The sequence below is a fragment of the Roseateles sp. P2_H4 genome, from assembly GCF_056403315.1.
This window is the reverse complement of sequence record NZ_JBFUFR010000013.1, coordinates 29,324-54,645: the sequence shown is the minus strand read 5'-3', so window position 1 is coordinate 54,645 and position 25,322 is coordinate 29,324. Positions and strand designations below refer to the sequence as shown.

Below are 25,322 nucleotides of genomic sequence, written 5' to 3'. Positions count from 1 at the left end.
CTAGCGCCGGAACTTGCCGCTCTGGTCGATGATGGCCAGGTCCACATAGTCCAGGCCGCTGTGGTCCTTGGGGCCGTAGCCCACCTCGATGCCGCCCACGTCGAAGCGGCCCATGTTCTCCAGCGCATCGCGCAGGCTCTGGCGGGTGGGCTGCTTGCCGGCGCGCTTCAGGCCTTCCACCAGCACCTTGGCCGACACATAGCCCTCGACGACGGTGGGCGTCAGGTCCACGCCGGCCTTCTGGGCGGCCTCGGAGATCTCCTTGATGATGGGCTTGGCGATCGAGCGCTCATAGGGGAACACCTGGCTGACGATGACGCCGTAGCCGATGTCGCCCAGGTCCTTGATGAAGCCCATCGAGGCGTTGTTGGACAGGGTCACCAGCTGCGCATTCGAGCCCGCGGCGCGCACCGCCTTCATGCCCGCCACGACGGCCGTGCCTGAGCCGATGAACATCACCGCCTGCGGCTGCTTCTCCAGCAGCTTGGGCACGATGGCGCTGAAGTCGGGCTTGGCGCGGTCGTACTTCTCGTGGGCCACGGGCTTCTTGTTGGTCTTGTTGAGGCCGGCCATGGCGCCCTGCACGGCGTCGTCGCCAAAGGAGTCGTCCACCTGCACGATGGCGATGCGCTCCATGCCGATCAGGCTCAGGTGCTCGATGGCCCGCTCGGCCTCGCGCTGGTAGGTGGCGCGCACATTGAACAGCCAGGGGTGCACGGGCTTGTGCAGCACCATGGCGCCCGTGGACGGCCCCACCAGCGGCACCTTGTGCTCGGTCAGCAGCGGCATGATGGCCTGGGTGTGGGGCGTGCCGCGGTTCAGGAACAGCGAGATGACGCCCTGGTCGATCAACTGCTTGGCATTGGTGACGGCGATCTTGGGGTCGAACTTGTCGTCCAGCGACACCAGCGTGATCTTCTGGCCATTGACGCCGCCGCTGGCGTTCACGATGTCCAGGTAGAGCTTGGCGCCCTTGGTTGCCTCACCCACGCTGGCCGCCACCTGGCCGGTGTGGCCGGCGGTCTGGCCGATGGTGAGGTCGGCGTGGGCGAGGGTGGTGGCGAGGGCGGCTGTTGCCGTGACGGCGATGGCGAAAAGGCGGCTGGCCTGCTGCCGAAGTGTGGTCATGGTTTGTCTCCTGGCTGCCCCTGGCTGCGGCGGGCTCTGGTTGTTGGCGGCCTGCGCGCGGGAGCGCTCATTCAAGCATGTGCGGGCGGCGCTTTGGAGGTTGCCGCGATGTGGATAGTGCTTATGTCGCAGGAGCACCTTGTCGCGTGAGGCCCAGCCGGGAGTTCGCCCCGGCGGGCGACCTACTTTCTTGGACGCCCAAGAAAGTAGGCAAAGAAGCCGCCCCGGTTCCGCCGCCCCTCGCGGTGCGAGGGGTTCCCTGCGCTTCTCGGTCGCCGAGGCCCGCGCAAAACTCCCGCCGCTACGCTCTGGTCAAACAGTTGCGCGGAGTCAGTTCACGAAGCGTGCTGCGCACGCGCCTCGACGCCCTGCGATGCTCGGCGGCTCCAAAGGGGTAGGGCGAAAGCAGCCAACAGCCGAATACAAAGCCAAGGGCCGGTCGAGGCGACCGGCCCTTTGGTACCCTGGTACTTTAGATTTAAGACCTGACCCCGATCCGCGCTATGCAGTCCAACTGCTGTCAATCAATCGCCTCTAGTAGTTCAGCAATTGTTCCTTGTCGCCGGAGTTTGTCCGTGCTCAATTCGTTCAATGCGAGCACGGCGTTTACGCATTCAATTAGCACATCATTCACAGCCTGAGATTGGGTCTTAAAGACGCTAATTATCTTGTTGGCGTACAACTCCGCTTTTTTGGCATTGAGGCTTGGTATGTTTTTTCCGGCCAGCTTTGCTGCAACTAGGGGCAGAACATGCCATTTGTACTTGCGCACGGCGCTGGTGATTGCGCTGCTTGATGTGAGTACATGAATTCTGTATATAACAAGTGCACTTGCATAATAAAGGATTGCTTTGTTGCTCTCGGAGAAAAGCTGAGTCTCCAGTTGCTCATACATGGCCTGCGGATATTTGAAGGCCAAGTCTGGTCGCCGCAAATACATAGCCGCGAATGCGCGAGCAACCGTATCCAAATCAATGACCCTTAAAGCTGGAACGCTTTTCCCAACGTATTGTCGGAGTCTTCGCTCAAAATAGAGTCGGCCGTCTTCCCCTTCATAGGTGTTGAAATAGTTTTCAATCTCTCTGGCCATCGGGCTCAACGACAAGAACTGGCGCCCCTCCACTTGACTCTGTGAGTTCGTGGCTCTCACTAGGTCCGCATAGACATCTTCGTCCTCGGCTTCCACAACTTTGACCGTAATCATCATGTCGCTGCTAATGGAATTTCTGTTCTCAAACAGAACGTGCGACGTCTGGCATCCATTAACAATCTGTGGATCTCTAATGAATAACTTATTTGTCCGCACGACAACGTCTGGGCTGACGATGGTAATGCCGTTGTTTAAGACTGGAAACCTTGATCTCTTTAGTGGGTCTGCGATGGTTCGGGCAATTGAGGAATTAACATCGTTGCTTTCGCCTAGATAATGCCGGACATTGTCTTCGAAGAGTTGGGAGCGGATGTTTCCGTCATTCGAAACCAACAGCTTGTCCACGAACTCGCTTGCCTTGATTACGGCAAGGTATGACTCTTCGATTCCATCAATTTGCGGCAGGCCCGCATGAGAGTGCATTTCAAGATTCACCTCAATGCTGCTATAGGAAGCAACCCATTCCCTAATGAGTAGTTCGGCATTGGCAAACTCCAATGTGATGCTATTGAAGCACTTTGTCCTCTCGAGTTCATTTTTGGCGTTGCTCAGAGCCGAATTTTGGGGTTGTTGAGGTGTGTTGTTCCCCGCGGTGACAAAGAATGCCTTTATGTTGGGGCGGCCATTCCGGATTTTTGATACGTTTGCTATAACTACGTCCAATGCTTCGCGTGCATCTTTTTGTATTTGATTTGCAGCGCCGTAAGTTTCTTCTGAGATTAATCTAAGAATTGATTCCTTGAATTTTAGAAAGTCGCCAAGATCAATTGACGATGACGTTTTGGATTGAATGCAAACAAGCTGAACGTCGTTGTTCTTTCGGTCATTTGATAGCGCAGCGCTAGCCTCTTGCGCTCCCACGACGAGTTCTTCGTTAATAATAATGGCGACGCCGTCCGTTCCATCATCATCTTCACCTGTAGTGACTAATTCGACGTCAAGTCTTTTCGCAACCAGCGACTGCAAAATCGCAAAGTTGGCAAACTTTTCGAATCGAACGCTCTCCTCTTCAGATTCGATGGCTTGTTCCCTGGAAAATTGATCTAAATGAGCTTTGATTATTCTGTCCACACGTCTACCCTTTCGGTCTGAATAGTCAGCGGGGCCCCTGGTTTAAGGTCGGGAGCTAGACGCTGTTACATGATGATCTGAGAACGGTGGTGCGTGTCTAATTGGTGTTTGCACTGGGACGGGCCGTTAAATCATCGACATGTCAGTCGATCGAATCAAGAGGACGTCATGTGCATTACGGCGTAAAGGGCGCGCCGTTTGTCTTGTCGCTTTTGTCTCCCTGACTCCTCACAATCCCCACGCCACCCCAGCCGGACGATGCAACCTCCTTCGATCCCCACCCCGCCCCAGGACGCCCCCTCGGCTTCCCCCGCCTTCCTCTCCGCCGGCGGCGAAATGGGCGCACTGATGCGGGCGCACGACTGGGCTGCATCGCCGCTCGGCCCGCCCCAATCTTGGCCGCAGCCCCTGCGCGCCATGGTGCGATTGATGCTGAACACCGGCCACCCGATGTACATCTGGTGGGGTGACGAGAACGCCTGCCTCTACAACGACGCCTACCGCGAATGCATAGGCCCCGAGCGCCACCCGGGCTCGCTGGGCCGGCCGGCGCGTGAGGTGTGGGAGGAGATCTGGCCCATCATCGGCCCGCAGATCGAGCAGGTGCGCGCCGGCCGCGGCGCGACGTGGAATGTGAACCACCTGGTGCCGATCACGCGGCATGGCCGGCGCGAGGACGTGTACTGGACCTACAGCTACAGCCCCATCGACGACGAGGACAGCCCGCACGGCATCGGCGGCGTGCTGGTGGTGTGCACCGAGACGACCGAGCAGGTGCTGGCCAACCAGCGCATGGCCGCGGAGCGCGACCAACTGGGGCAGCTGTTCGAGCAGGCGCCGTCCTTCATGACGCTGCTCAGCGGCCCGCATCACCGCTTCGAGATCGCCAACCCGAGCTATCTGAAGCTGGTGGGCGGCCGCAACGTGGTGGGCAAGACGCTGGCCGAGGCGCTGCCGGAAGCGGTGGAGCAGGGCTACCAGGCCCTGTTGGACAGCGTCTACGCGAGCGGCGAGGCCTATATCGCCAAGGGCGCGAAATTCAGCTACCAGGGCAGCCCGGGCGCGCCCGGCGCCGAGCGCTTCGTGGACTTTGTCTACCAGCCGATCAAGGGCCGCGACGGCAGCGTGACGGGCATCTTCGTCGAGGGCGCGGACGTGACGGACCGCGAGACGGCCGATGCCGCGCTGCGGGCCAGCGAGGCCAAGTACCGCGAGCTGGCGCAGGCGCTGGCCCGGTCCAACCAGGCCAAGGACGAGTTCCTGGCGACGCTGGCGCACGAGCTGCGCAACCCGCTGGCAGCCATCCGCAATGCGCTGACGCTGCAGCGCCGCGCGCGGCACGACGAGCGCATCCTCGAGTCCAGCGGCGACATCATCGAGCGCCAGATGGCGCAGATGGTGCACCTCATCGACGACCTGATGGACCTGTCGCGGCTGACGCGCGGCAGCGTGGAGTTGAAACGCGAGCCGCTGTCGCTGATGGACGTGGTGCGGCAGGCCGTCGAGGCCAGCCATGCGGGCGTCGAGCAGGCCGGGCACCGCCTGGTGGCGCGTCTGCCCGAGCGCGATTGCGTGGTGGAGGCCGACGAGACGCGCCTCATCCAGGTGCTGTCCAACCTGATCAACAACGCCGCCAAGTTCACGCCGCATGGCGGCCACATCGAGGTCAGCCTGCAGGGCGAGGCCGAGGTGGCGGTGCTGTCGGTGCGCGATGACGGCATCGGCATCGCGCCCGGCATGCTGGAGAGCGTGTTCGACATGTTCGCCCAGGTGCAGCGCTCCCACGACCATGTGGGCGGCGGCCTGGGCATTGGCCTGACGCTGGTGCGGCAGCTGGTGGAGCGGCACGGTGGCAGCGTCGAGGCCCACAGCGCCGGCCTGGGCCGGGGCAGCGAGTTCGTCGTGCGGCTGCCGCTGGCCGGGCAGGCGGTGCTGGCGCCCCAGCCCGCCGATACGGTGCAGGCGAGCTTTGCGGGCACGGGCCTGCGGGTGCTGGTGGCCGACGACAACGCCGACGCGGCGGAAAGCCTGTCGGCGCTGCTGGCCCTGTGCGGCAACGAGGTGAGAACCGCCGTGGACGGCCTCTCGGCGCTGGCGATCGCGCAGGAGTTCCAGCCCCAGGCCATGCTGGTGGACATCGCCATGCCGGGGCTGACCGGCCACGAGCTGTGCCGCAAGGTGCGCGAGACGCCCTGGGGGCGCGGCGTGCTGATGATCGCGGCCAGCGGCTGGGGCCAGCAGAACGACCGGCAGCGGTCCATCGAGGCCGGCTTCGACCACCATCTCGTCAAGCCGGTGGACTACGCCGCGGTGGACGCGCTGCTGGCCGCCAAGGCCGGCCGCGCGCCGGGCTGAGGGCGCGGGCCCGCCGCCTACTTCACGGTGACGGAGAAGTTCTTCGACCCGAAGTTCATGCCGCCCGATGACGACGTGATCTCGAAGCCGTACTGCACGTCACCCACGACCAGGTCGGCCATCCACCCGAGGTTCCTCAGGTAGTTGAGGACGGCCAGCACGTCGATCGTCGTGTTGTTCGTCTTCGTGGTGCGCAGGAAGGAATAGACCATGTTGGCGCCGTTGTTGCCGCGGTAGACATTCCAGGTGGCGCCGCCCACGTTGACGTTGGTGTAGACGGGGATGGCGCAGCCCTGCGCGGTCCAGTTGTAGGAGATGGGCTTGACGTTGCCGCAGCCACCGGCCGTGCCGGTGTAGTTGAGCCACAGCATGATCTCGTGGGCGTTGTTGCCCACCCAGATGTCGAACGCCGACTCCCAGGCGCCGCCAGAGGGCGTGGTGGCGGAGATGGTGGACGACAGTTGCGACAGCGAGCTGATGGTGCGGTTGACCGTGTAGCCGATGTGCGGGTACGACTTGATCCCGCCGGTGTTGGGTTGGTCGGACCACACGCCCCAATCGGCATTCGTGTTGGCCCAGATCGTCTGCGCGCCGGCGGCCACGCCACCGCAGGGCGACCAGACGTCGTTGTTGAAGGTGTACTTGCCGTAGGTCCAGGTGGCGAACAGGTTGGTGGCTGAACAGGACGCCGTGGCAGGCGAGGAGGCGGCCCAGGTGGCGGCTCGGGCGCTCGTGGATGCGAGAGCCAGGGCGACGAAGGCGGCTGCGCCCAACGCGCGGTGAATTGATTTCATATGTCTCCGTTATGGTTGAAAGGGGTCATCGCCCGCGACCGCAGCCGTTGTGGATGGCAGCGTTGTCATGGGCGAATTAATTCGAGCCCCGAACAATTAGTTCGACCATCGGGCTTACCCGACCCCACCGAACCAGGCCGCCGGCGTGGCTTCATGCGCCACGAGGCGCACGGCGAGGGCTTGTGTGACTACCAGCTGCCCTGGAAAGAGTTCGGGCTGAACCGGCTGTCGCGGGTGATCACGCCCATGTCGACGAACTCGAAGTCCGAGGCGTGCAGGGTCTTGAGGTTGGAAATGGTGGCGTCCTGCCACTGCGCGCTGGGCTCACCCTGCACATAGAGGTCGGAGCCGATGTCGGCCACGTACAGGCCATAGCGCTGCATGGCCACCGCGAGGGCCTTGGCCTGGGCGCTCCAGGAGGCCGGCGGCACGAAGCTGGCCTTCAGGCGCAGCACCGCGCCAAAGGGCACGCCGCCCGCCGTGTCGCCGCCCGCGTGGTGGCGTGCCGGCCAGACATGGCTGCGGGCCAGCACGCTGTCGCGCAGCGTCACGCGCAGGGCATGGCGGATGTCGCCCGCGCTGGCTTCGGCGGCGCGCGCCAGCAGCGGCAGCATGGGCAGGCCCGCGGCGTCGCCTGAAGTCCAGGTGTCGGGCCGCATGTCGTTGCTCTTCAGGTTCCAGGCGGCCGTCGAGTAGCTGTACCACTGGCCATTGAGCTGGTAGCTGGCGTAGCTCTCCCACAGCCTGCAGATGCCTTGCTCGACGATGAGGACGTGGCGGTCGCCGCATTGCCGGGCGTCGTTGCAGGCGCCGGCCTCGGCCTTGATGAGGTTGTCGCGCGGGAAGGGGAAGCGGCGGTAGGGCTCGCTGAACGTCGTGCAGTTGCGCACGAGGGCGTAGTTGTCATCGCCAGCGGGTACTGCGCAGTCGCTCTCGTCGGGCGCGCTGTCGCCGCTGCCGGCGCGCGGGTCGGTGGGGTTGAAGGAGACCAGGGGCCAATACGTGGTGGCGATGGTGCCGTCGACGACGTTGTACGGAATGCCGTAGTAGTCGGCCGGCTGCTGCGGGTTGTCGTTCGTGCCCCAGTCGGGGTGGAAGGCGCGCGTGCCGCCGATGCTGGCGATCCACGTCGCGCTGCTGGCATGCACCGGGAAGCGCTGCGCGTCGTCGATGCGCGTGTTGAACACCGCCGTGGCTGGGAAGACATCGCAGCTGGCGATCTGCGGCGCGGCGCCAGGCGCGGGGGCGGGAGTGGGTGCCGGTGAAGGCGCGGGCGTGGGAGCAGGTGTGGGCTCCGGTGCGGGGGCCGACGCCGGGGGAGACGGAGCTGGCGCTGGAGCGGGCGCGGGTGCAGCCGAGCCGCCGCCGCCGCCGCAGGCCGTCAGGCCGATGGATGCGGCCAGCAGCAGGAGAGGGCCGGTGTTCTTGTTGAGGATGTTTTGCATTCGCCAACAAGTTACAACTTCCCGGCCGGGCGAGCTGCAATGGATGGTGACAAGTGCGGCCCGCCCGGGTCAGCAGGCTGTAGGCTGCCAGCGCATCTCAGGGCGCGCTACTGGCGGTCGAGGCCGGCATCGCGGCCAGGAACTGCTCTCTCAGCACGCCGGCCGAATCCTTGCGCCACGCTGCAAACACCGCCGACGCCTCGATGGCCTCAAGCAGCGGCCTGAACACCGCCCCCTGCACGCCCGCGCGCTGGAAGGCCGCCGGCACGATGCTCACGCCCAGGCCCTGGGACACCAGCGACACGACGGACAGCCAATGCCGGCCCTCGTGCTGCAGCCGCGGGTAGAAGCCGTGCTGGCGGCAGATCTCGACGATGCGCGCGTGGTAGTCGGGCGAGCCCTTGCGGGAGAACAGGATGAAGGGCTGGTCGCTCAGCGTGGCCAGCGGGATCTTCTTCAGTTTGGCGCTGGGATGGTTGGCCGGCAGGCAGGCGAGGAAGGGTTCGCTGTACAGCGGTTGTGAGGTGAGGGCGGGCGGCAGGCGGTCGGTGTGGACGAGGCCGAGGTCGAGTTCTTCACCCAGCAGCGCGTCGATCTGGTCCTGCGAGTTCAGCTCCACGACGACGACCTCGACCTTGGGGTGGCCGGCCTGGAAGGCCTGCAGCCAGGCGGACAGGCCGTTGAACAGCGTAGAGCCGACAAAGCCCAGGCGCAACCGCCCCACCTCGCCGGCCTGCACCTCGCGGGCGAGGGCGCAGGCGTCCTCGGCGCGGTCGAGCAGGGCTTGCGCGCTGCTGCGGAAGGTGTCGCCCGCGGGCGTGAGGCGCACGCCCTTGCTGTCGCGGTCGAAGAGGCGGGCGCCGACGCTGGCCTCCAGTTGCTGGATGGCGACCGACAGCGGCGGCTGGGAGATGGCCAGGCGCTGGGCGGCGCGGCCGTAGTGCAGCTCCTCGGCCAGCGCGATGAAGTAGCGCAGATGGCGGAACTCCAGTGAGCGGGCGGTGTCCCTTGTCTTTGCGATAGGCATGGCGAATCGTCGAAGTCGTTTCTTGAATTGGACACGAATCGCGCTCGGAGGAATACTGGGCGCCATACGCGCCCTGGCTCATCGCCTGGCCGAACCCAATCAACGAGGACACCACCATGGCCACCAAGGCAAGCTTCCACTGGGACGACCCGCTGCTGCTGAACGAGCAGCTCACCGACGATGAACGCATGGTGCGCGACGCCGCCGCGGCCTATTGCACCGACCGCCTGCGCCCGCGCGTGCTGGAGGCCTTCCGCAACGAGAAGACCGACGCCAGCATCTTCCGCGAGATGGGCGAACTGGGCCTGCTGGGCCCGACCATCCCCGCCGAGTACGGYGGCGCCGGCCTGAACTATGTGAGCTACGGCCTGATCGCCCGCGAGGTGGAACGCGTGGACTCGGGCTACCGCTCGATGATGAGCGTGCAGTCGTCCCTCGTGATGGTGCCCATCAACGAGTTCGGCAACGAGGCCACCAAGCAGAAGTACCTGCCCAAGCTGGCCAGCGGCGAGTGGATCGGCTGCTTCGGCCTGACCGAGCCCAACCACGGCTCCGACCCCGGCTCCATGATCACCCGCGCCCGCAAGGTCGACGGCGGCTACGAGCTGACGGGCAGCAAGATGTGGATCACCAACAGCCCCATCGCCGACGTGTTCGTCGTCTGGGCCAAGGATGATGGCGGCCAGATCCGTGGCTTCGTGCTGGAGAAGGGTGCCAAGGGCTTGAGCGCCCCAGCCATCCACGGCAAGGTCGGTCTGCGCGCCTCCATCACCGGCGAGATCGTCATGGACAAGGTGTTCTGCCCCGAAGAGAACGCCTTCCCTGAAGTTCGTGGGTTGAAAGGGCCATTTACCTGCCTGAACAGCGCCCGCTACGGCATCGCCTGGGGCGCGCTGGGTGCGGCCGAGGACTGCTGGCACACCGCCCGCCAGTACACGATGGACCGCAAGCAGTTCGGCAAGCCGCTGGCCGCCAACCAGCTGGTGCAGAAGAAGCTGGCCGACATGCAGACCGAGATCACGCTGGGCCTGCAGGGCTGCCTGCGCCTGGGCCGCATGAAGGACGAGGGCACGGCTGCCGTGGAGATCACGTCCATCATGAAGCGCAACAGCTGCGGCAAGAGCCTGGACATCGCCCGCATGGCGCGCGACATGCTCGGCGGCAACGGCATCTCCGACGAGTTCGGCATCGCCCGCCATCTGGTCAACCTCGAAGTCGTCAACACCTACGAGGGCACGCATGACATCCATGCGCTGATCCTGGGGCGTGCGATCACGGGGATCGCGGCATTCTGATGACTTTGCGGGATGGACCTGGCTGTCAGGCCAGCTCCGTCCCCAACCGATTCAGCGGGTTACTTGAGGCAGGGGCGGCGGCGCGAGGCATGCTGACGGTCTTCCAACCTAGGAGACCGCGATGACGACCCGCCGCAACGCCCTGCTCGCCGCCGCCACGCTGCCTGCTGCTGCCGGAACGGCCTCCGCGGCCTCAGCGGCCTCCTGGCCGAGTGCCGATGAGATCGCCAAGCGCGTGGCCGAGGTGTCGGCCACCGAGACGGCCTTTGCCGCGGCGTTCGCGGCGCGCGATCTCGCGGCCTTCCGCAGCTTCCTGGCGGCGGACACCGTCTGGATGGGCAAGGAACCCCTGTATGGGCCCGATGCTGTCATGAAGGCCTGGAACGCCTGGCTGACGGCGCCCAAGCCGCCCTTCAGCTGGGGGCCCGACCTGGCCCTGGTGCTGCCCAGCGGCGACCTGGCCCGCACCACCGGCCCGGTCAAAGACCCCGAGGGCAAGCAGGTCGGCCGCTTCCAGTCGACCTGGCGGCGCAAGGCGGCCGGCGGGTGGGAGATCGTGTTCGACTTCGGGACTTGAGCGTTGAAGCTCAGCGCTGCCTGGTGAGCTGAATCTCGAACAGCTTCGGCCACAGCTTGCCCGTCACGAACAGGCGCTTCTTCTTCGCGTCGTAGGCGATGCCGTTGAGCACGGCATCCGGGCTGCTGCGCAGGTTGTCGGGCAGCAGGCCGCCCAGGTCGATCCAGCCGGTCACGCGGCCGGTCTTGGGGTCGATGCGGGCGATGCGGTCGGTCTGCCAGATGTTGGCCAGCACCTCGCCCTCCACCCATTCCAGCTCGTTGATCTGGTCGACAGGCTTGCCGTCGGCCGTCACGCGCACGCGGCGCAGCTCCTTGAAGGTCAGCGGGTCGAGGAAGCGCAGCTCGGGGCTGCCGTCGCTCATGACCAGCTCCTTGTCGTTGTGCGTCAGCCCCCAACCCTCGCCGGGGTAGCTGAATTTGCGCCAGAGCTTGAAGGTCTTGAGGTCGAGCACATAGGCGGTCTGCTCGGTCCAGGTGATGCCGATCAGGCGGTCGCCCCATTGCGAGATGCCTTCGCCGAAGACGTCTTGCGGCAGGTCGACCTGCTGAACCACCTTGCCGGTCTCCAGTTCGACCTTGCGGATGCTGGAGCGGCCGCGCAGGCCGGTGCCTTCGAACAGGAAGCCGTCGTGGAAGAAGAGCCCTTGGGTGAAGGCGTCGGCGTCGTGCGGGTAGGTCTTGATGACCTTGAAGCCCTGCACGGGCGTGGCGGCGAAGACGGGCGCGGCGAGTGCGGTAGCCAGCAGGACGAGGGCGGCGCGGCGCGGCAGGAGAGACGAGAGATGAACACGCATGGTCGTCAGCCTAGCCGAAGCCAAAGAGACGGAGCTTTCAGCAGCAGTTCTTTGCTTTCGTCGTTTACGCGCCGCCGAGCGACTTGAACAGGGCCGCTTGCCTGACCCACTGCTGCAGGCGCAGGCCGATGCGGGTCTGCTCGGCGTCGAGCACGGTGCTGCGGATCTGCAGCCAGTCGGCGCGCGAGATGGCACCGACTTCGTAGCGCAGCTTGGCCAGGCGTTCGTTCTCCACCGCTTCCTTCAGGCGGCCGGCATTGGCCTGCAGCTGCTGGGCCGAGCGCTCGGCCTCGATGCGCTGGGTCTCGATGTCGGCCAGCGCCTTCTGCAGCGTGTCGCGCAGGGCCAGGGCCGCGCTGTCGAGTTCGGTGCGGGCACCGTCGCGCTGCAGATTGAGGCGCTGCCAGTCGATCAGCGGCACGGCGAGGTTGGCGGCGAAGGAGGCCAGCGGCTGCGACAGCCAGTCGCTCGCCCTGGTGCCGCCCGTGCTCATGCCGGCGGAGAAGCTCAGGCGCGGGTAGCGCTCGGCCTCGCTGACGCGCAGGCGCGCCAGGGCCGTGTCCACGCCGAGGCGGGCGCGCTGCACATCGGGCCGCTGGGCCAGCACGTCGGCGGGCTCGGCCAGGCGCCAGCGCGGGGGCGCGTTGCCGGGCAGGGCGGCCTCGGGTGAGGGGCCGGGCAGGGCTTCGTCGAGCAGCAGGGCCAGGCGCTGGCGCTGCAGGAGCTGATCGGCGGCGAGGTCGGCCAGGCGCGTTTCGGCGGCCTGCACGTTGACGGCGATCTTGTCGAGCTCGATGGGCAGCAGCTTGCCCTCGCGCACACGCGCACGGGTCAGCTCCAGCGTCTCGCGGGTCAGCGCGAGCTGGTCCTCGGCCAGAGGGCGCTGTGCGCGGATGGCGGCCAGCGTCCAGTAGGCCTCGGCGACCTGGCTGCGGATGAGCAGGCGGGCCGCGGCGATGTCGGTGCGTGCGGCTTCGGCCTGGGCGCGCTGGGCGGCGGTGGTCTGGGCCAGGCGGTCCCACAGGTCGAGCTCGTAGCCGATGCCGACGGAAGCGCCGTAACTGCGGCTCCAGCCGGTGGACGTGGTGACGGGCACCGTGACGCCGCCGATGTCGACATTGCGCGTGCTGCTCTGCGTCTCGAGAGGGCGGCTGGCGTTGGCCGACACGCCGGCGCTCGGCAACCAGCGCAGGGCGCTCTGCTCGGCCAGCAGCTCGGCCTGGCGCCAGCTGTACGCGGCGCGGGCGATGTCGCGATTGGCCTCCAGCGCGCGCGCCTGCAGCGCGGCGAGCTGGGGGTCGAGCAGGCCGGCCCAGTCGGGCGTGGCGTCGCCGCTGGCGAGGCTCCAGGCCACGGGTGTGGCGACTTCGGGAGCCTTGACGGTCGGGCCAAGCGCGCAGCCGGCGAGCAGCAGCGCGGTGGCCAGGGTGATGGCGGTCAGTTTCATGTCTTGCTCACTCTCGGGCCAGCGCGTCCACGGGGCTCAGGGCTGCCGCACGCCGGGCCGGCAACGTGCCGAACACCAGGCCCACGCCGCTGGACACGGCAAAGGCCACGCCCAGGGCCGCCCAGCTGATGACGACATGCAGATGCTGCTGGGCCGCGTTGACGGCCTGCGCCGCCAGCCAGCTCAGGAACACGCCCACCAGGCCGCCCAGGATGCACAGCACGATGGCTTCGATGAGGAATTGCAGCCGCACATCGCCCTGGCGCGCGCCCACGGCCATGCGGATGCCGATCTCGCGGGTGCGCTCGGACACCGACACCAGCATGATGTTCATGACGCCCACGCCGCCCACCAGCAGCGAGATGGCCGCGACGCCGGCGAACAAGGCCGCCATCGCGCTCGTCACGCTCTGGAACTTGCGGAACTCTTCTTCGCCGTTCCAGGTGCCGAAGTCCTCGCGGCCGTGCAGGGCCTTCAAGCGGTGGATGATCTGCTCGCGCACCTGCTGGGGCGGCACGGTCAGGTCCAGCAGCACGTCGAAGTTGTCGACGTCGGGGCGGGCGTCCAGCTTGCGCGAGAAGGTGGTGTGGGGCAGGTAGAGCTGGCCCAGCCAGCTGCCGAAGCTGAAGGCGCCACCTTCGGGTGCCACGACGCCGACGACGGTGAAGGGCAGGGCGGCCGTGGGCGGTGGTGGTGCGCCGGGCAGGGCCTGCTGGGCCGCGTCGGGCGCCATGCCCGGGTTGATGAAGACGAGCTGGCCCAGCGGCGACTCGCCCTTCTTGAACAACGCGTCGCGCGATTTCTCGTCCAGCACGACGACCTGGCTGCGCGTCTCGTAGTCGATCGTGCTGAGGTAGCGGCCCTGCACGATCTTGAGCTTGCGCGCCTTCAGCGTGGACGGGTCGCCGCCGATGGCCTCCAGCATCGCGTCGCGCGACTGGTGGCGGGCAGTGAGCTGGATCTGGCGATTCAGCGTGATGCTCTTGACGCCGGTGAGGGCGCGCAGCGAGTCGATCTCGTGCGGCCGGAAGGGCTGGGGCACGGCGCCTGGCGGCAGGCTGGGGTTGCCGCGCCAGACCGGGATGCGGCCGGAGATCAGGCTGCTGAGGTCGGTCTCGATGGACGCTCTCGCGGCCGTGGTCAGCGCCACGATGCTGACGACGGAGGCGATGCCGATGCTGATGCCGAGCATGGACAGGGCCGTGCGCAGGCGGTTGCCCTTGAGGGCCAGCAGCGCCGTGGCGACGGCTTCGCGCCATTGCACCTGCAGGCGGCGCAGTCTTCCACCCTCCTTGACCGGCGGCGCGTCGCTGGGCAGTTCGGTGGGCGCGACATGGCCGGCCGGTGTGCCGTTGTCGGCGACGACCTTGCCGTCCTTCAGCTCGATGACGCGGCGCGCATGGGCGGCGACGGCGGCATCGTGGGTGACCAGGATGATGGTGTGGCCGCGCTGGTTCAGCTCTTCCAGCAGGCGCAGCATCTCTGCGCCGGAGGCCGAGTCCAGCGCGCCGGTAGGCTCGTCGGCCAGGATGATCTGGCCGCCATTCATCAGCGCGCGGGCGATGGAGACGCGCTGCTGCTGGCCGCCCGACAGTTCGTTGGGCCGGTGGTGCAGGCGCTCGCCCAGGCCCAGGCGCTCCAGCAGCGCGCGGGCACGCTCGCCACGCGCGCCGGTGCCGACGCCCGCGTACACGGCGGGCAGGGCGGCGTTGGCGCGCGCGTCCAGGTGGGGCAGCAGGTGGTAGCGCTGGAAGATGAAGCCGAAGCGCTCGCGGCGCAACGCGGCGAGCTGGTCGGGGCCGAGGGTGCTGGCGTCCCTGCCGTCGATGACGAAGCTGCCGCTGGTGGGGTTGTCCAGGCAGCCGAGCACATTCATCAGCGTGCTCTTGCCCGAGCCCGACTGGCCCATGATGGCGACGAATTCGCCGGCCTCGATGTCGAGGCTGACGCCGTCCAGCGCAGGCACGTCGATTTCGCCGAGCTGGTAGTGGCGGGCGACGTCTTTGAGTTGGATCAGAGGCATGGGATTGCCTCCGCTGCGGTGGTGTTTATGGTGAGGCCCATGCCGGGACGTCGCCCCGGCGGGCGACCTTCTTTCTGAGCGACCAAAAAGAAGGCAAAAAGTCGCCCCCGATCCGCCCGGCCCTTAGCTTCGCAGCGGGCTGCCCTGCGGTACTCAGGCCTCGAGGCCCCGCGCAAAACTCCCGCCGCTACGCTCTGGTCAAACAGTTGCGCGGAGTCAGTTCTTGAAGCTCGCTGCGCTCGCGGCCTCAAGGCCCTGCGTTCCTCGGCGTGCTCAAAGGGGGGGTGAGTGAACAGCCGGCACCAGCCGGCTTTCGGGTTTGGCTGTTGGCTGTTCGGCTGTTTGGGGGCTCCCCTTCTAAACCGCCGAGAAGCGCAGGAGCCCGGGGCGCGAGCGTAGCGAGCCTCAAGCTCTGACTTCGCGCCCCTTTGTCTGAACGGAGCGTAGCGAAGTGAGTTGGGCGCGGCCCCGGGTTCCGAGCATCGCAGGGCAGCCCGAAGGGCCGGTTTTGCAGGGGTGATTTCTTTGCTTACTTTCTTGTTCGCACAAGAAAGTGAGTCGGCCGCCGGGACGAAATCCCGGCTGGGCCTGGGCGTCAAGCCGCCGTCAGCCGAAGCAACGATGCCCATGTCAGTTGCTTGCTGCGCTGCTGGCGGATGCGGCGGCATCCGCCGCACTCGGCGGCGCCAGCAGCACCTTCTCACCGGCCTTCAGGCCTTCCAGCACCTGCACCTTGGCGCCGTCCTGCAGGCCGACCCTGACCTGGCGCGGCGTCTGCTTGTTGGCAGCGTCCAGCACCGTCACCGTGAAGCGACCGTCCTTGCCGCGCTCGCCCAGCGCGACGACCGGCATGGCCAACACCTGCTTGACCGAGCCGGTCTCGATGTCGACCTGCACCGTCATGTCGCTGAACAGCGAGCGGTCGCGGTTGTCGACCTCGAAGAGCACGTTGTAGAAGACGGCATTGCCGGCGCGCTCGGGCACGGGCTGGATGACGCGGATCTTGCCTTCGTAGCGCTTGCCTTCGCCCGACAGCGTCGAGAAGCGCGCCGTCTGGCCCACCTTGATGGCCTGGATGTCGGCCTCGGGCACCTTGGTGCGCACGGTGATGGTGTCGAGATCGGCCAGCGTCAGGATGACGGGCGTGATCTGCACGGAGATCAGCGTCTGGCCCACCTGCACCGGCAGGTTGACGACGGTGCCGGTCATGGGCGCCGTGATGCGGGTGTAGGAGAGGTTGACCTTGCGCTTGTCCAGTTCGGCCTGCAGGCGCGTCAGGTTGGCGGCCTGGCCGCGCAGGTCGGCTTCGATCTTGGCGAGTTCAAACTCGGCCTTCTCGGCCTCGTTGCCCGACGTGGCCTGGCCTGCCAGCAGGCGCTGCTGGCGCTTGAGCTCGCGGCGGGCGGCGTCGGCGTCGACGCGGCGGCTGTCGATGGAGGCGCTGGCCTGGACCACGGCGGCTTCGGCCTGCGCCACGTCACTGCGCGCCAGCTCGGGGTCGAGGCTGACGAGGAGGTCGCCCTTCTTGACCTGCTGGCCCAGCTCGATGTGGATGGTCTGGACCTGGCCGCTGACCTGGGCGCCGACGTCGACCTTGGTCTTGGCCTGCAGCACACCGGCGGCCTGCACGCTCTGCGTGACGTCAGCGAGGGCGACGACGCCGCTGGGTGGCGGGGGCGGTGCAGGCGGCGTGCGCGTGAACCACCAGGCCGCGCCACCGGCGGCGAGCACGGCGATGACGATCAGGCGCACGCGCCAGCGTTTCAGAAACGAAGCTTTCTTCATGTCCCTCCCAGGACTTCGGGGTCTTTTCTTTCGCCCCTTCTGGCCGGCGTCGGCGTGATGGGTCGGCTAGCGTAGCAGTCGAACGGAGCCCAAAGGCTCCACTTCAGTCATCGTCGTGAGTGAAGGGCGGTTTGGCAAAAGTCATGTGGGGTCAGGACTTGCGCCCTTCAATGCCCTTCATCAACGGCTGTGCGACGTCAGTCGCGCCAGCGGCGAAGCCATGCTGACGCCGGGTGCGGCCGTGCTGGCGCCGCGGCCGGGCTTGGCGTCGTCGTCCTCGCCACCCGCCGTCAGTGCGGCGATGCTCTCCGGGTTGCGGCGCATGGCCACGCCCACGGCGAGGATGTCGATGACCAGCAGGTGCAGGATGCGGCTGACCATGGGCAGGTGGGTGGCGATGTCCTCGATGTGGTCGACGATCAGCGTCGCATCGGCCTTCTTGGCCAGCGGGCTCTGGCTGGCCGTGATGGCCACCACCTTGGCGCCACGCTCCTGCGCCTTCTCGACGACCGAGAGCAGTTCCGGCAGGCGGCCGCCGCTGCTGATGACGACGGCCACGTCGCCCTCGCGCAGCACGTCGGCCGCGAGCAGTTGCAGGCGCGGGTCGGTGTAGGCGCCGCAGGGCATGCCGAAACGCAGGAACTTGAACTGCGCGTCCAGCGCCACGACGCCGTAATGGCCCAGCGCGAAGAACTCGATGCGGCCGGCGCCCAGCAGCATGTCGATGGCGCGGTCGATGGTGTCGCGGTTCAGGTGGCTGCGCACCTGCAGGATGGCGCTGGCGGTGTTGCCCAGCACCTTGGCGCCCAGCTCCAGCATGGAGTCGTTGGTGTTGACCTGGGTGTGGGTGACGGGCACCGTGCCGGTCAGGCCCGAGGCCAGGCGCAGCTTGAAGTCCGACAGGCCCTCGCAGCCGAGCGAGCGGCAGAAGCGGATGACGGTCGGTTGGCTGACGCCGGCGGCGCGGGCGATCTCGGCGATGGGGTCGTTCAGCACCGAGCGCGGCTGGGCCAGCACCAGGTCGGCCACGCGCAGTTCGGCGGGCGAAAGCTCGCTGCGGGCGCGGCGGATCTGGCCCAGGATGGCCGAGCCGGGCGAGGCCTGCAGATTGCGCAGCTGGTTCTCGAGGATGGCCGAGGCGCCCTTGAAGGTGGCGTGCTCGGCGGTGATGACGAAGGTCGGGATGGCCGACACGTAGTCGCGAAAGCGCCCCTTGTCCTCGAAACGCTCGCGGAAGGGGCTGCGGTCGAAATACTCGCCCAGGCGCGGCACGATGCCACCGCCGATATAGATGCCGCCGAGCGAACCGAGCGTGACAGCCAGGTTGGCCGCCGCCGTGCCGAGCAGGCCGCAGAAGACCTCCAGCGTCTCCAGGCAGAGGGCGTCGCCGTCTTCCAGCGCGCGCTGGGTGATGGCGGGGGCGAGCAGGGCTTCCGCGTTGGCGACGCCATTGCGGTCGGCCAGGGCCTTGTAGATCAGCTCCAGGCCGGGGCCGGAGATCAGGCGCTCGTAGGAGACATGACCTGCGATGGGGTCCAGCGTCTTCCAGGCGAATTTCAGGATGTCCATCTCGCGTTCGTCGCGAGGGCCGAAGTTGACGTGGCCGCCCTCGGTGCCCAGCGCGATCCAGCCTTCACCGGCCGGGATCAGCCCGGACACGCCCAGGCCGGTGCCGGCGCCCAACAGGCCGATGACGCTGGGCCGCCTCGCCTGGCCGCCGCCGACCTGGTGCACATCGACCTCCGCCAGCCGGGGCAGGGCCATGGCCAGCGCGGTGAAGTCGTTGACGACGACGAGGGTGTCCAGGCTGAGGCGCTGGCGCATCTCGTCGATGGAGAACTGCCAGTGGTAGTTGGTCATGCGCACCCGGTCGCCCTCGACCGGGTTGGCGATGGCGATGGCTGCGTGGGCAATCTGCTGCGGGCCACCGTCCTGCCAGCTCAGGCCGGCCAGGTAGGCGCGCACGGCGGCGTGGAAATCGGCGTGGTCGGCGCAGCGCAATGAAGCCATCTGCGTGAATTCGCCCGGGCCGATCTCCAGTGCGAAGCGGGCATAGGTGCCGCCAATATCGGCAAGCAGGCGGGGGCTGTCGAAACGGGGCATGGGCGCTGGCTGACCTGGAAAAGGGGACGGGCGATTATTCAGCAGGCCCAAAGGCCCTCACGACAGGCACGCCCCAGGGTAGGGCGGGCCTGCTCCAAAACTGGTTGTAGCTTCACTACAGCCCCTCGGCAATCGAGTTTCCCCAGGGCGAGGTGCGGGTTGTCGATATTTGAAAGCGTTTTCGTCGCCGTAAATCGAAACCTGGGGTGAGCTTGTATTGTCGTTTGTATGTAGTTTTGCTACCGTCCGCCGCGACCGTCATTTCATCTTTTTGAGCCCTGTGTTTGCCATTGCCCGACTCCTGAATATCCGCAGACTTTCGCCCTTCCTTGTTTCGGGAGTTCTCGCATGAGCGCCGCCTACCCCTGGCTGGTGGCCGATGTGGGCGGCACCAACGCCCGTTTCGGCACGGTGGCCGGCCCGGGTGCGCCGGTGGAAGACGTGCGGGTGCTGTCGGTGGCGGGCCATGCCGGCCCGGCCGCGGCGGTGCGTGCCTATCTGGAAGGCCAGCCCGCCGGCCAGGCCAAGCCGCAGAGCGCGGCCTTCGCGCTGGCGACGGCGCTGGATGGCGACCACATCGAGCTGACCAACGGCGCCTGGAGCTTCTCGCGCGCTGGCACGCAGGCCGAGCTGGGCCTGAAGACGCTGCTCTGCCTGAATGACTTCGAGGCCCAGGCCCTGTCGCTGCYGCGCTTGCGGTCTGACCAGCTCCGCGCCTGGGGCGCGCCGCCGCCGGCGACGGGTGATGTGGCCGTCGGCACCGTCATGGCCGTCATCGGCCCGGGCACCGGCCTGGGTGTGGGTGGTGTCGTGCGGGCGCCGGGCCGCTGGCTGGCGCTGCCGGGCGAGGGCGGCCATGCCACGCTGGCGCCGGCCGACGATTTCGAGAGCGCCGTGCTGAGCCACGCGCGCCGCGAGTTCCCGCATGTGTCGGCCGAGCGCTTCCTGTCGGGCATCGGCCTGCCGGTGCTGTGCCGCTGTGTCGCCGCCGCGCTGGGGCAAGGCGAGGACGTCAGCGCCTTGCCGACCGAGCAGATCGTGGCCCGCGGCCTGTCGGGCGAGTCGCCGGCCTGCTCGCGCACGCTGGATGTGTTCTGCGCCATGCTCGGTGGCTTTGCCGGCAGCGTCGCGCTGACGCTGGGTTCGCGCGGTGGCGTCTTCATCGGTGGCGGCATCGTGCCGCGCCTGGGCGAGCGTTTCTTCCAGTCGGAATTCCGCAGCCGTTTCGAGGCCAAGGGCCGCTTCCAGTCCTTCCTGGCGGGCATCCCCACGGCCCTCATCACCGACACGCTGGCAGCCCTCTCCGGCGCCTCGCTGGCGCTCGAGCAGGCCGACGCCTGATCCGCCGCGCGCGGGTCCGCGCGCCGGCTTTCTCCTCCCGTCCCGACGCCACGCCGGCCGCATTCGCGGCCGGTGCGCCTGCGCCTGGCCCGCTCTCGCCATGCATACCAGTGGGCGGCCTGGAGGCTTCGCTGGGGCTGTCGTGCGCATTTCGTCACGCTGCCCGACCCTGTTGTTAACCCCTAAGTTGATGGTGTAGTTGCGCTACAAGTTTTGACTTCTGATGAGGTTGCCAAACAGGGAGGTTGGCCAGAAGTATCAATTCCATGCTGGTTTACCCGTGGATTTGGGTCGAAATCAGGTCGCTTCTGCGCAACGTCTAGGGTTTACGCAGGTGCGGAAAAAAATCTAGTTTTGATACAAACACGGTCGAGACGTTGGGTTCTCGCCCACGAGACGCAGGCCGCTCACCCCGGCAGCGCCGTTCGGGCCAACCGTTTTCCAATGAACTAGAGGAGACATTCATGACCATGAGCCAAGACAAGCGCGGGTCGGGCACCGCGGCGTCCTTCCGCATCAATCCGGTCGCCATCGGCTGCACCCTGCTGATCGCCGCCACCGGCGCGATGGCACAGCAGCCCGCCGCCCCGCAATCGCTGGAGACGGTGGTCGTCACCGGCATTCGCAAGGGCATCGAGGACGCGATTTCCGTCAAGAAGAACAACGACTCCATCGTCGAAGCCATCTCGGCCGAAGACATCGGCAAGCTGCCGGATGCGAGCGTTGCGGAATCGGTGTCGCGCCTGCCCGGTGTGACCTCGCAGCGCAACAAGTCCACCGGCAAGGCCAGCAACGTCAGCGTGCGCGGCATGTCGCCCGACTTCAACGGCGCGCTGCTGAACGGCCGCGAGCAGGCGTCCAGCGGCGACAGCCGTGGCGTCGAGTTCGACCTCTACCCGGCCGAGCTGCTGGGCTCGGTGGTCATCTACAAGACGCCTGACGCTCAACTGGTCGGCCAGGGTCTGGCCTCCACCATCGACCTGCGCACCGCACGCCCGCTGGACTTCGGCAAGCGCGTCGTCGCCGTGAACTACCGCAAGCAGCGCACGGGCGTGGCATCGGGCGCCGGCGAGGGCACGGGCGACCGCGCTTCGCTGTCCTACGTGGACCAGTTCTTTGACCGCACCGTCGGCGTGGCACTGGGCTTCGTGCGCTTCAAGGAAGAGGGCGCGGACCAGCAGAAGTTCAACTCCTGGGGTGGCTGGAACGTCGATGACTGGGTCACGACCAACGGCACGGGCTCGCCGCTGATGCGCGCCGATGCCTGCGCCAAGCAGACCGGCGTGGTTTGCGGCACCACCAAGTACAAGGTGCAGGGCGGCTTCACGGCAGACACCGAGAGCAGCACGGCCGAGCGCGATGGCGCCATGGCCACCTTCCAGTTCAAGCCGAACAAGAACTTCGAATCCACGCTGGACTTCTTCCGCTCCAAGGGCACCTTCGGCCTGAAGAAGACCGGCCTGGAAGGCGCCATCGGCGGCGACGAGAACGGCGCCTACGACCCGGCAGGCCGGATCACCAACTACACGCTGGGCAACGGCTTCGTGACGGCCGGCACGCTGTCCAACTACAAGGGCGTGGTGCGCAACCACGTCGAGGGCGGCGACGACAAGCTGACGTCCTGGGGCTGGAACAACAAGCTCCGCGTTGCCGACTGGACGCTGGTGGCCGACGTGGCCCAGTCCAAGGTGACTCGCGACAGCTCGCGCTACGAGACCACGGCCGGCCAGCCTGGCCCGCTGAACAACCCCAACCTGGGCTCCATCAGCTGGACCGGTTTCGACGGCGGCAACTTCACCGACGTGAAGTACTCGACCAGCCTGAACTATGGCGACCGCGCCGTGGCCAAGTTGACCGACGTCGACGGCTGGAGCGGTGGCGCAGCCTCGCCGCAGGCCGGCTACGTGGCCTTGCCGCACGTGGAGGACAAGGTCAATGCCCTGCGCTTCGCGGCCAAGACCGAGCTGGGCTGGGGCCCGCTCGCGGCCGCCGAGGTTGGCGTCAACTACACCAAGCGCGACAAGACCCGCACGACCCAGGAAGGCCGTCTGGTCATCAAGGGCGGCAACCCCTACGGCGTGGCAGACGTGCCCGGATCGGCCACCTCGCTGGCCGGCACCACCGGCCTGAGCGTGGTGTCCTGGGACCCCAAGGGTTCGCTGGGCAGCATCTATGAGCTGGGCCAGAAGATCGACGCCGACATCCTGAACAAGGACTGGACGGTGCGCGAGAAAGTGACCACGGGCTACGTCAAGGGTGACCTGGATGGCGAGCTGTTCGGCCTGAACTACCGCGGCAACGTCGGCCTGCAGGTCGTCAACGCCGACCAGCAATCCACCGGCTTCAACGTCGACCGCGCCAGCTGCACCGGCAACACGGCCGCCACCTGCCCGGGCGCCACCGTCGGCCGCGGCACGAGCTACACCGACGTGCTGCCCAGCCTGAACGTGGGCTTCGATCTTGGCAATGACCAGGTCGTGCGCCTGGCCGCGGCCAAGGTGCTGTCGCGCCCCAACATGGGCGACATGCGCGCCAGCCTGGGCTTCAGCCTGAACAACTCCGGCACCCAGGTGCTGACCGGCAGCGGCGGCAATCCCGACCTGAAGCCCTTCAAGGCAACGGCCCTGGACGTCTCCTACGAGAAGTACTTCGGCAAGAAGGGCTACTTCAGCGCCGCGGGCTTCTACAAGAAGCTGGATACCTACATCCTGCGCGTGCCGACGGTGTTCGACTTCAAGCCCTATGTCGGCCCGACGACGCCGCTGCCCACGACCGGCCCGAATGCAGGTTCGACGGTCGGCCTGCTGGACCAGCCGATCAACGGCAACGGCGGCAACATCAAGGGCATCGAACTGGCGTTGAACGTGCCGCTGTCGATGGTCAGCTCCTGGCTGGACGGCTTCGGTATCCAGGTGAACCACTCGAGCACCAGCAGCTCGGTGCAACTGCCGACCTCGGGCTTCTCGACCGAGAGCGTGACGCCGATCAGCATCCCGCTGCCGGGCCTGTCCAAGAAGGTGACCAACCTGCGCTTCTACTACGAGGCCCATGGTTTCCAGATCGCGGTCGCCCAACGCAAGCGTTCGGACTTCCTCGGCGAGGTCAGCGACTTCCAGGACAACCGTCAGCTCACCTTCATCAAGGGCGAGTCCATCGTCGACCTGCAGATCTCCTACGAGTTCGACTATGGCTGGCTGAAGGGCCTGTCGCTGCTGGCTCAGGGCAACAACATGACGAACTCGAAGTTCCAGCGTTATTCGTCGTCGCCCAACGAGATCACCGAAACCATCAAGTACGGCAAGACCTACCTCTTCGGCGTGAACTACAAGTTCTGATGCCGGCCCCGGGTTCGGCCTCCTTCGCCGAACCCTGGGAGATGGGTTAGAACCAAGGCCCCGCAGCGTCCGCGCCGGCGGGGCCTCTTTCATTTCAGATACAGCCCAGCATGTCCGAACCCCTGATCCAAGACGTCGTCATCGTTGGCGGCGGCACCGCCGGCTGGATGGCCGCCGCGGCCCTGTCCACCGTGCTGCGCGGCCGCTACCGCATCCGTGTCGTCGAGTCCGACGAGATCGGCATCGTCGGCGTCGGCGAAGCGACCATCCCGATGATCCAGCGCTTCAACCGCGTCGTCGGCATCGACGAGAACGAGTTCGTGCGCGAGACGCAGGGCAGCTTCAAGCTCGGCATCGAGTTCGTGAACTGGGGCAAGCTGGGCGACCGCTACATGCACGGCTTCGGCCGTCTCGGCCAGGACCTCTGGACCGTGCCCTTCGACCAGTACTGGCACCGCATGCGGGCCCAGGGCAAGGCGCAGGCGCTGGAGCGCTACTCCATCACGCGCATGGCCAGCCAGGCCAACAAGTTCATGCCGGCGCGCACCGACATCGGCAACTCACCGCTGGCGGACATCACCTATGCCTACCACTTCGATGCAAGCCTCTATGCACGCTACCTGCGCCGCATCAGCGAAAGCCGCGGCGTGCAGCGCACCGAAGGCAAGATCACCCACGCCACGCGGCGCAGCGAGGGCGCGCATGCCGGTCATGTCGATGCCGTCGTGCTCGAAAGCGGCGAGCGCATCGAGGGCGACCTCTTCATCGACTGCTCGGGCTTCCGCGGCCTGCTGATCGAGCAGACGCTGCAGACCGGCTTCGAGGACTGGACCCACTGGCTGCCCTGCGACCGCGCGCTGGCCGTGCCCTGCGAATCGGCGCCGGTGCTGACGCCCTACACGCGCGCGACGGCGCATGGCGCCGGCTGGCAGTGGCGCATCCCGCTGCAGAACCGCATCGGCAACGGCCATGTCTATTGCAGCAGCTACATCAGCGACGACGAGGCGGCCGCCACGCTGCTGGCCAACCTGGACGGCAAGCCCCTGGCCGACCCGCGCCCCATCCGCTTCAAGACCGGCATGCGCAAGCTGGCCTGGAACCAGAACGTCGTGGCCATCGGCCTGTCCAGCGGTTTCCTGGAGCCGCTGGAGTCGACCTCCATCCACCTGATCCAGTCCGCCGTCCAGCAGCTGATCGACTTCTTCCCGGATCGCGGCTTCAGCGCCACCGACATCGCCGAGTTCAACCGCAGCAGCCGCTTCCACTACGAGCGCATCCGCGACTTCATCATCCTGCACTACCACCTGAACCAGCGTGACGACGCCGAGTTCTGGAAGGCCTGCGCCCACATGGACGTGCCGCAGACCTTGAAGCAGAAGATGGACCTCTTCCGCAGCCATGGCCGCGTCGTGCGCACCGACAACGAGCTCTTCACCGAGGTCGGCTGGTTGCAGGTCATGGAAGGGCAGAACCTGCTGCCGCGGAACCATCACCCGCTGGCCGCCCTGCAAAGCGACGCGGAGACGCACGAATACCTGGAAAGCGTGCGCGACGTCATCGCCAAATGCGTGGCCGTCATGCCCGACCATGCGGCTTATATCGCCCAGAACTGCGCGGCCAAGCCGATGTGAACTCCCGAAAGAGACCCCC

At 66.7% G+C, this 25,322-nt stretch carries 16 protein-coding genes; 6 read left to right on the top strand and 10 right to left on the bottom strand.

Annotation, left to right across the window (positions count from 1 at the left end):
• Entirely contained in the window at nucleotides 1-1,128 is a 1,128-nt protein-coding gene (locus tag AC1DW3_RS11755; RefSeq protein ID WP_477931492.1) for an ABC transporter substrate-binding protein, read from the bottom strand.
• Between the two features lie 520 nt (nucleotides 1,129-1,648).
• A complete protein-coding gene (locus AC1DW3_RS11750) occupies nucleotides 1,649-3,349 on the bottom strand; it encodes an AIPR family protein (RefSeq protein WP_477931491.1) in 1,701 nt (566 codons plus the stop codon).
• Between the two features lie 417 nt (nucleotides 3,350-3,766).
• Between AC1DW3_RS11750 and AC1DW3_RS11745 the strand changes: the two genes are divergently transcribed.
• The gene (locus AC1DW3_RS11745) at nucleotides 3,767-5,704 is read left to right on the top strand and encodes an ATP-binding protein (RefSeq protein WP_477931490.1); all 1,938 of its coding nucleotides are present in this window, start codon (nucleotides 3,767-3,769) and stop codon (nucleotides 5,702-5,704) included.
• Nucleotides 5,705-5,721: 17 nt separating this feature from the next.
• Here AC1DW3_RS11745 and AC1DW3_RS11740 read toward each other — a convergent pair whose 3' ends face one another.
• The 3 genes from AC1DW3_RS11740 to AC1DW3_RS11730 all read right to left on the bottom strand — a co-directional run bounded on the left by AC1DW3_RS11740 (nucleotide 5,722) and on the right by AC1DW3_RS11730 (nucleotide 8,934).
• Nucleotides 5,722-6,498 carry a GH12 family glycosyl hydrolase domain-containing protein gene (locus tag AC1DW3_RS11740; protein WP_477931489.1) on the bottom strand — a complete coding sequence of 259 codons (777 nt, stop codon included), beginning with the start codon at nucleotides 6,496-6,498 and terminating at the stop codon, nucleotides 5,722-5,724.
• Nucleotides 6,499-6,686: 188 nt separating this feature from the next.
• Complete coding sequence (locus AC1DW3_RS11735) at nucleotides 6,687-7,943, bottom strand: hypothetical protein (protein WP_477931488.1); 1,257 nt, start codon at nucleotides 7,941-7,943, stop codon at nucleotides 6,687-6,689.
• Between the two features lie 97 nt (nucleotides 7,944-8,040).
• Nucleotides 8,041-8,934: a LysR family transcriptional regulator gene (locus AC1DW3_RS11730; RefSeq protein WP_477931575.1), complete on the bottom strand. Its 894-nt coding sequence runs from the start codon at nucleotides 8,932-8,934 to the stop codon at nucleotides 8,041-8,043.
• A 152-nt stretch (nucleotides 8,935-9,086) separates the two neighbouring features.
• Here AC1DW3_RS11730 and AC1DW3_RS11725 point away from each other — a divergent pair, with 152 nt between their 5' ends.
• Nucleotides 9,087-10,265: an acyl-CoA dehydrogenase gene (locus AC1DW3_RS11725; protein ID WP_477931487.1), complete on the top strand. Its 1,179-nt coding sequence runs from the start codon at nucleotides 9,087-9,089 to the stop codon at nucleotides 10,263-10,265.
• Between the two features lie 121 nt (nucleotides 10,266-10,386).
• On the top strand, nucleotides 10,387-10,842 hold the full coding sequence (locus AC1DW3_RS11720; protein WP_477931486.1) for a DUF4440 domain-containing protein: 456 nt from the start codon (nucleotides 10,387-10,389) through the stop codon (nucleotides 10,840-10,842).
• A gap of 10 nt (nucleotides 10,843-10,852) precedes the next feature.
• Here the strand turns inward: AC1DW3_RS11720 and AC1DW3_RS11715 are convergent, their stop codons facing one another.
• From AC1DW3_RS11715 to AC1DW3_RS11695, 5 genes are all read right to left on the bottom strand, one after another.
• Nucleotides 10,853-11,638, bottom strand: a complete 786-nt coding sequence (locus AC1DW3_RS11715; protein WP_477931485.1) for a glutaminyl-peptide cyclotransferase — start codon at nucleotides 11,636-11,638, stop codon at nucleotides 10,853-10,855.
• Nucleotides 11,639-11,702: 64 nt separating this feature from the next.
• Nucleotides 11,703-13,085 carry a TolC family protein gene (locus AC1DW3_RS11710; protein WP_477931484.1) on the bottom strand — a complete coding sequence of 461 codons (1,383 nt, stop codon included), beginning with the start codon at nucleotides 13,083-13,085 and terminating at the stop codon, nucleotides 11,703-11,705.
• 7 nt (nucleotides 13,086-13,092) lie between these two features.
• Nucleotides 13,093-15,108, bottom strand: coding sequence for an ATP-binding cassette domain-containing protein (locus tag AC1DW3_RS11705; RefSeq protein ID WP_477931483.1), 2,016 nt, complete (start codon nucleotides 15,106-15,108; stop codon nucleotides 13,093-13,095).
• Between the two features lie 630 nt (nucleotides 15,109-15,738).
• Nucleotides 15,739-16,893, bottom strand: coding sequence for an efflux RND transporter periplasmic adaptor subunit (locus AC1DW3_RS11700; protein WP_477931482.1), 1,155 nt, complete (start codon nucleotides 16,891-16,893; stop codon nucleotides 15,739-15,741).
• 180 nt (nucleotides 16,894-17,073) lie between these two features.
• Nucleotides 17,074-18,996 carry a glucokinase gene (locus AC1DW3_RS11695; RefSeq protein ID WP_477931481.1) on the bottom strand — a complete coding sequence of 641 codons (1,923 nt, stop codon included), beginning with the start codon at nucleotides 18,994-18,996 and terminating at the stop codon, nucleotides 17,074-17,076.
• Between the two features lie 348 nt (nucleotides 18,997-19,344).
• Between AC1DW3_RS11695 and glk the strand changes: the two genes are divergently transcribed.
• The 3 genes from glk to AC1DW3_RS11680 all read left to right on the top strand — a co-directional run bounded on the left by glk (nucleotide 19,345) and on the right by AC1DW3_RS11680 (nucleotide 25,303).
• The gene (glk, locus tag AC1DW3_RS11690) at nucleotides 19,345-20,337 is read left to right on the top strand and encodes a glucokinase (RefSeq protein ID WP_477931480.1); all 993 of its coding nucleotides are present in this window, start codon (nucleotides 19,345-19,347) and stop codon (nucleotides 20,335-20,337) included.
• A 464-nt stretch (nucleotides 20,338-20,801) separates the two neighbouring features.
• Nucleotides 20,802-23,672 (top strand): TonB-dependent receptor, encoded by a 2,871-nt coding sequence (locus tag AC1DW3_RS11685; protein WP_477931479.1) that lies wholly within the window; start codon nucleotides 20,802-20,804, stop codon nucleotides 23,670-23,672.
• A 110-nt stretch (nucleotides 23,673-23,782) separates the two neighbouring features.
• Complete coding sequence (locus AC1DW3_RS11680) at nucleotides 23,783-25,303, top strand: tryptophan halogenase family protein (protein ID WP_477931478.1); 1,521 nt, start codon at nucleotides 23,783-23,785, stop codon at nucleotides 25,301-25,303.
• The last annotated feature ends 19 nt before the right edge of the window (nucleotides 25,304-25,322 follow it).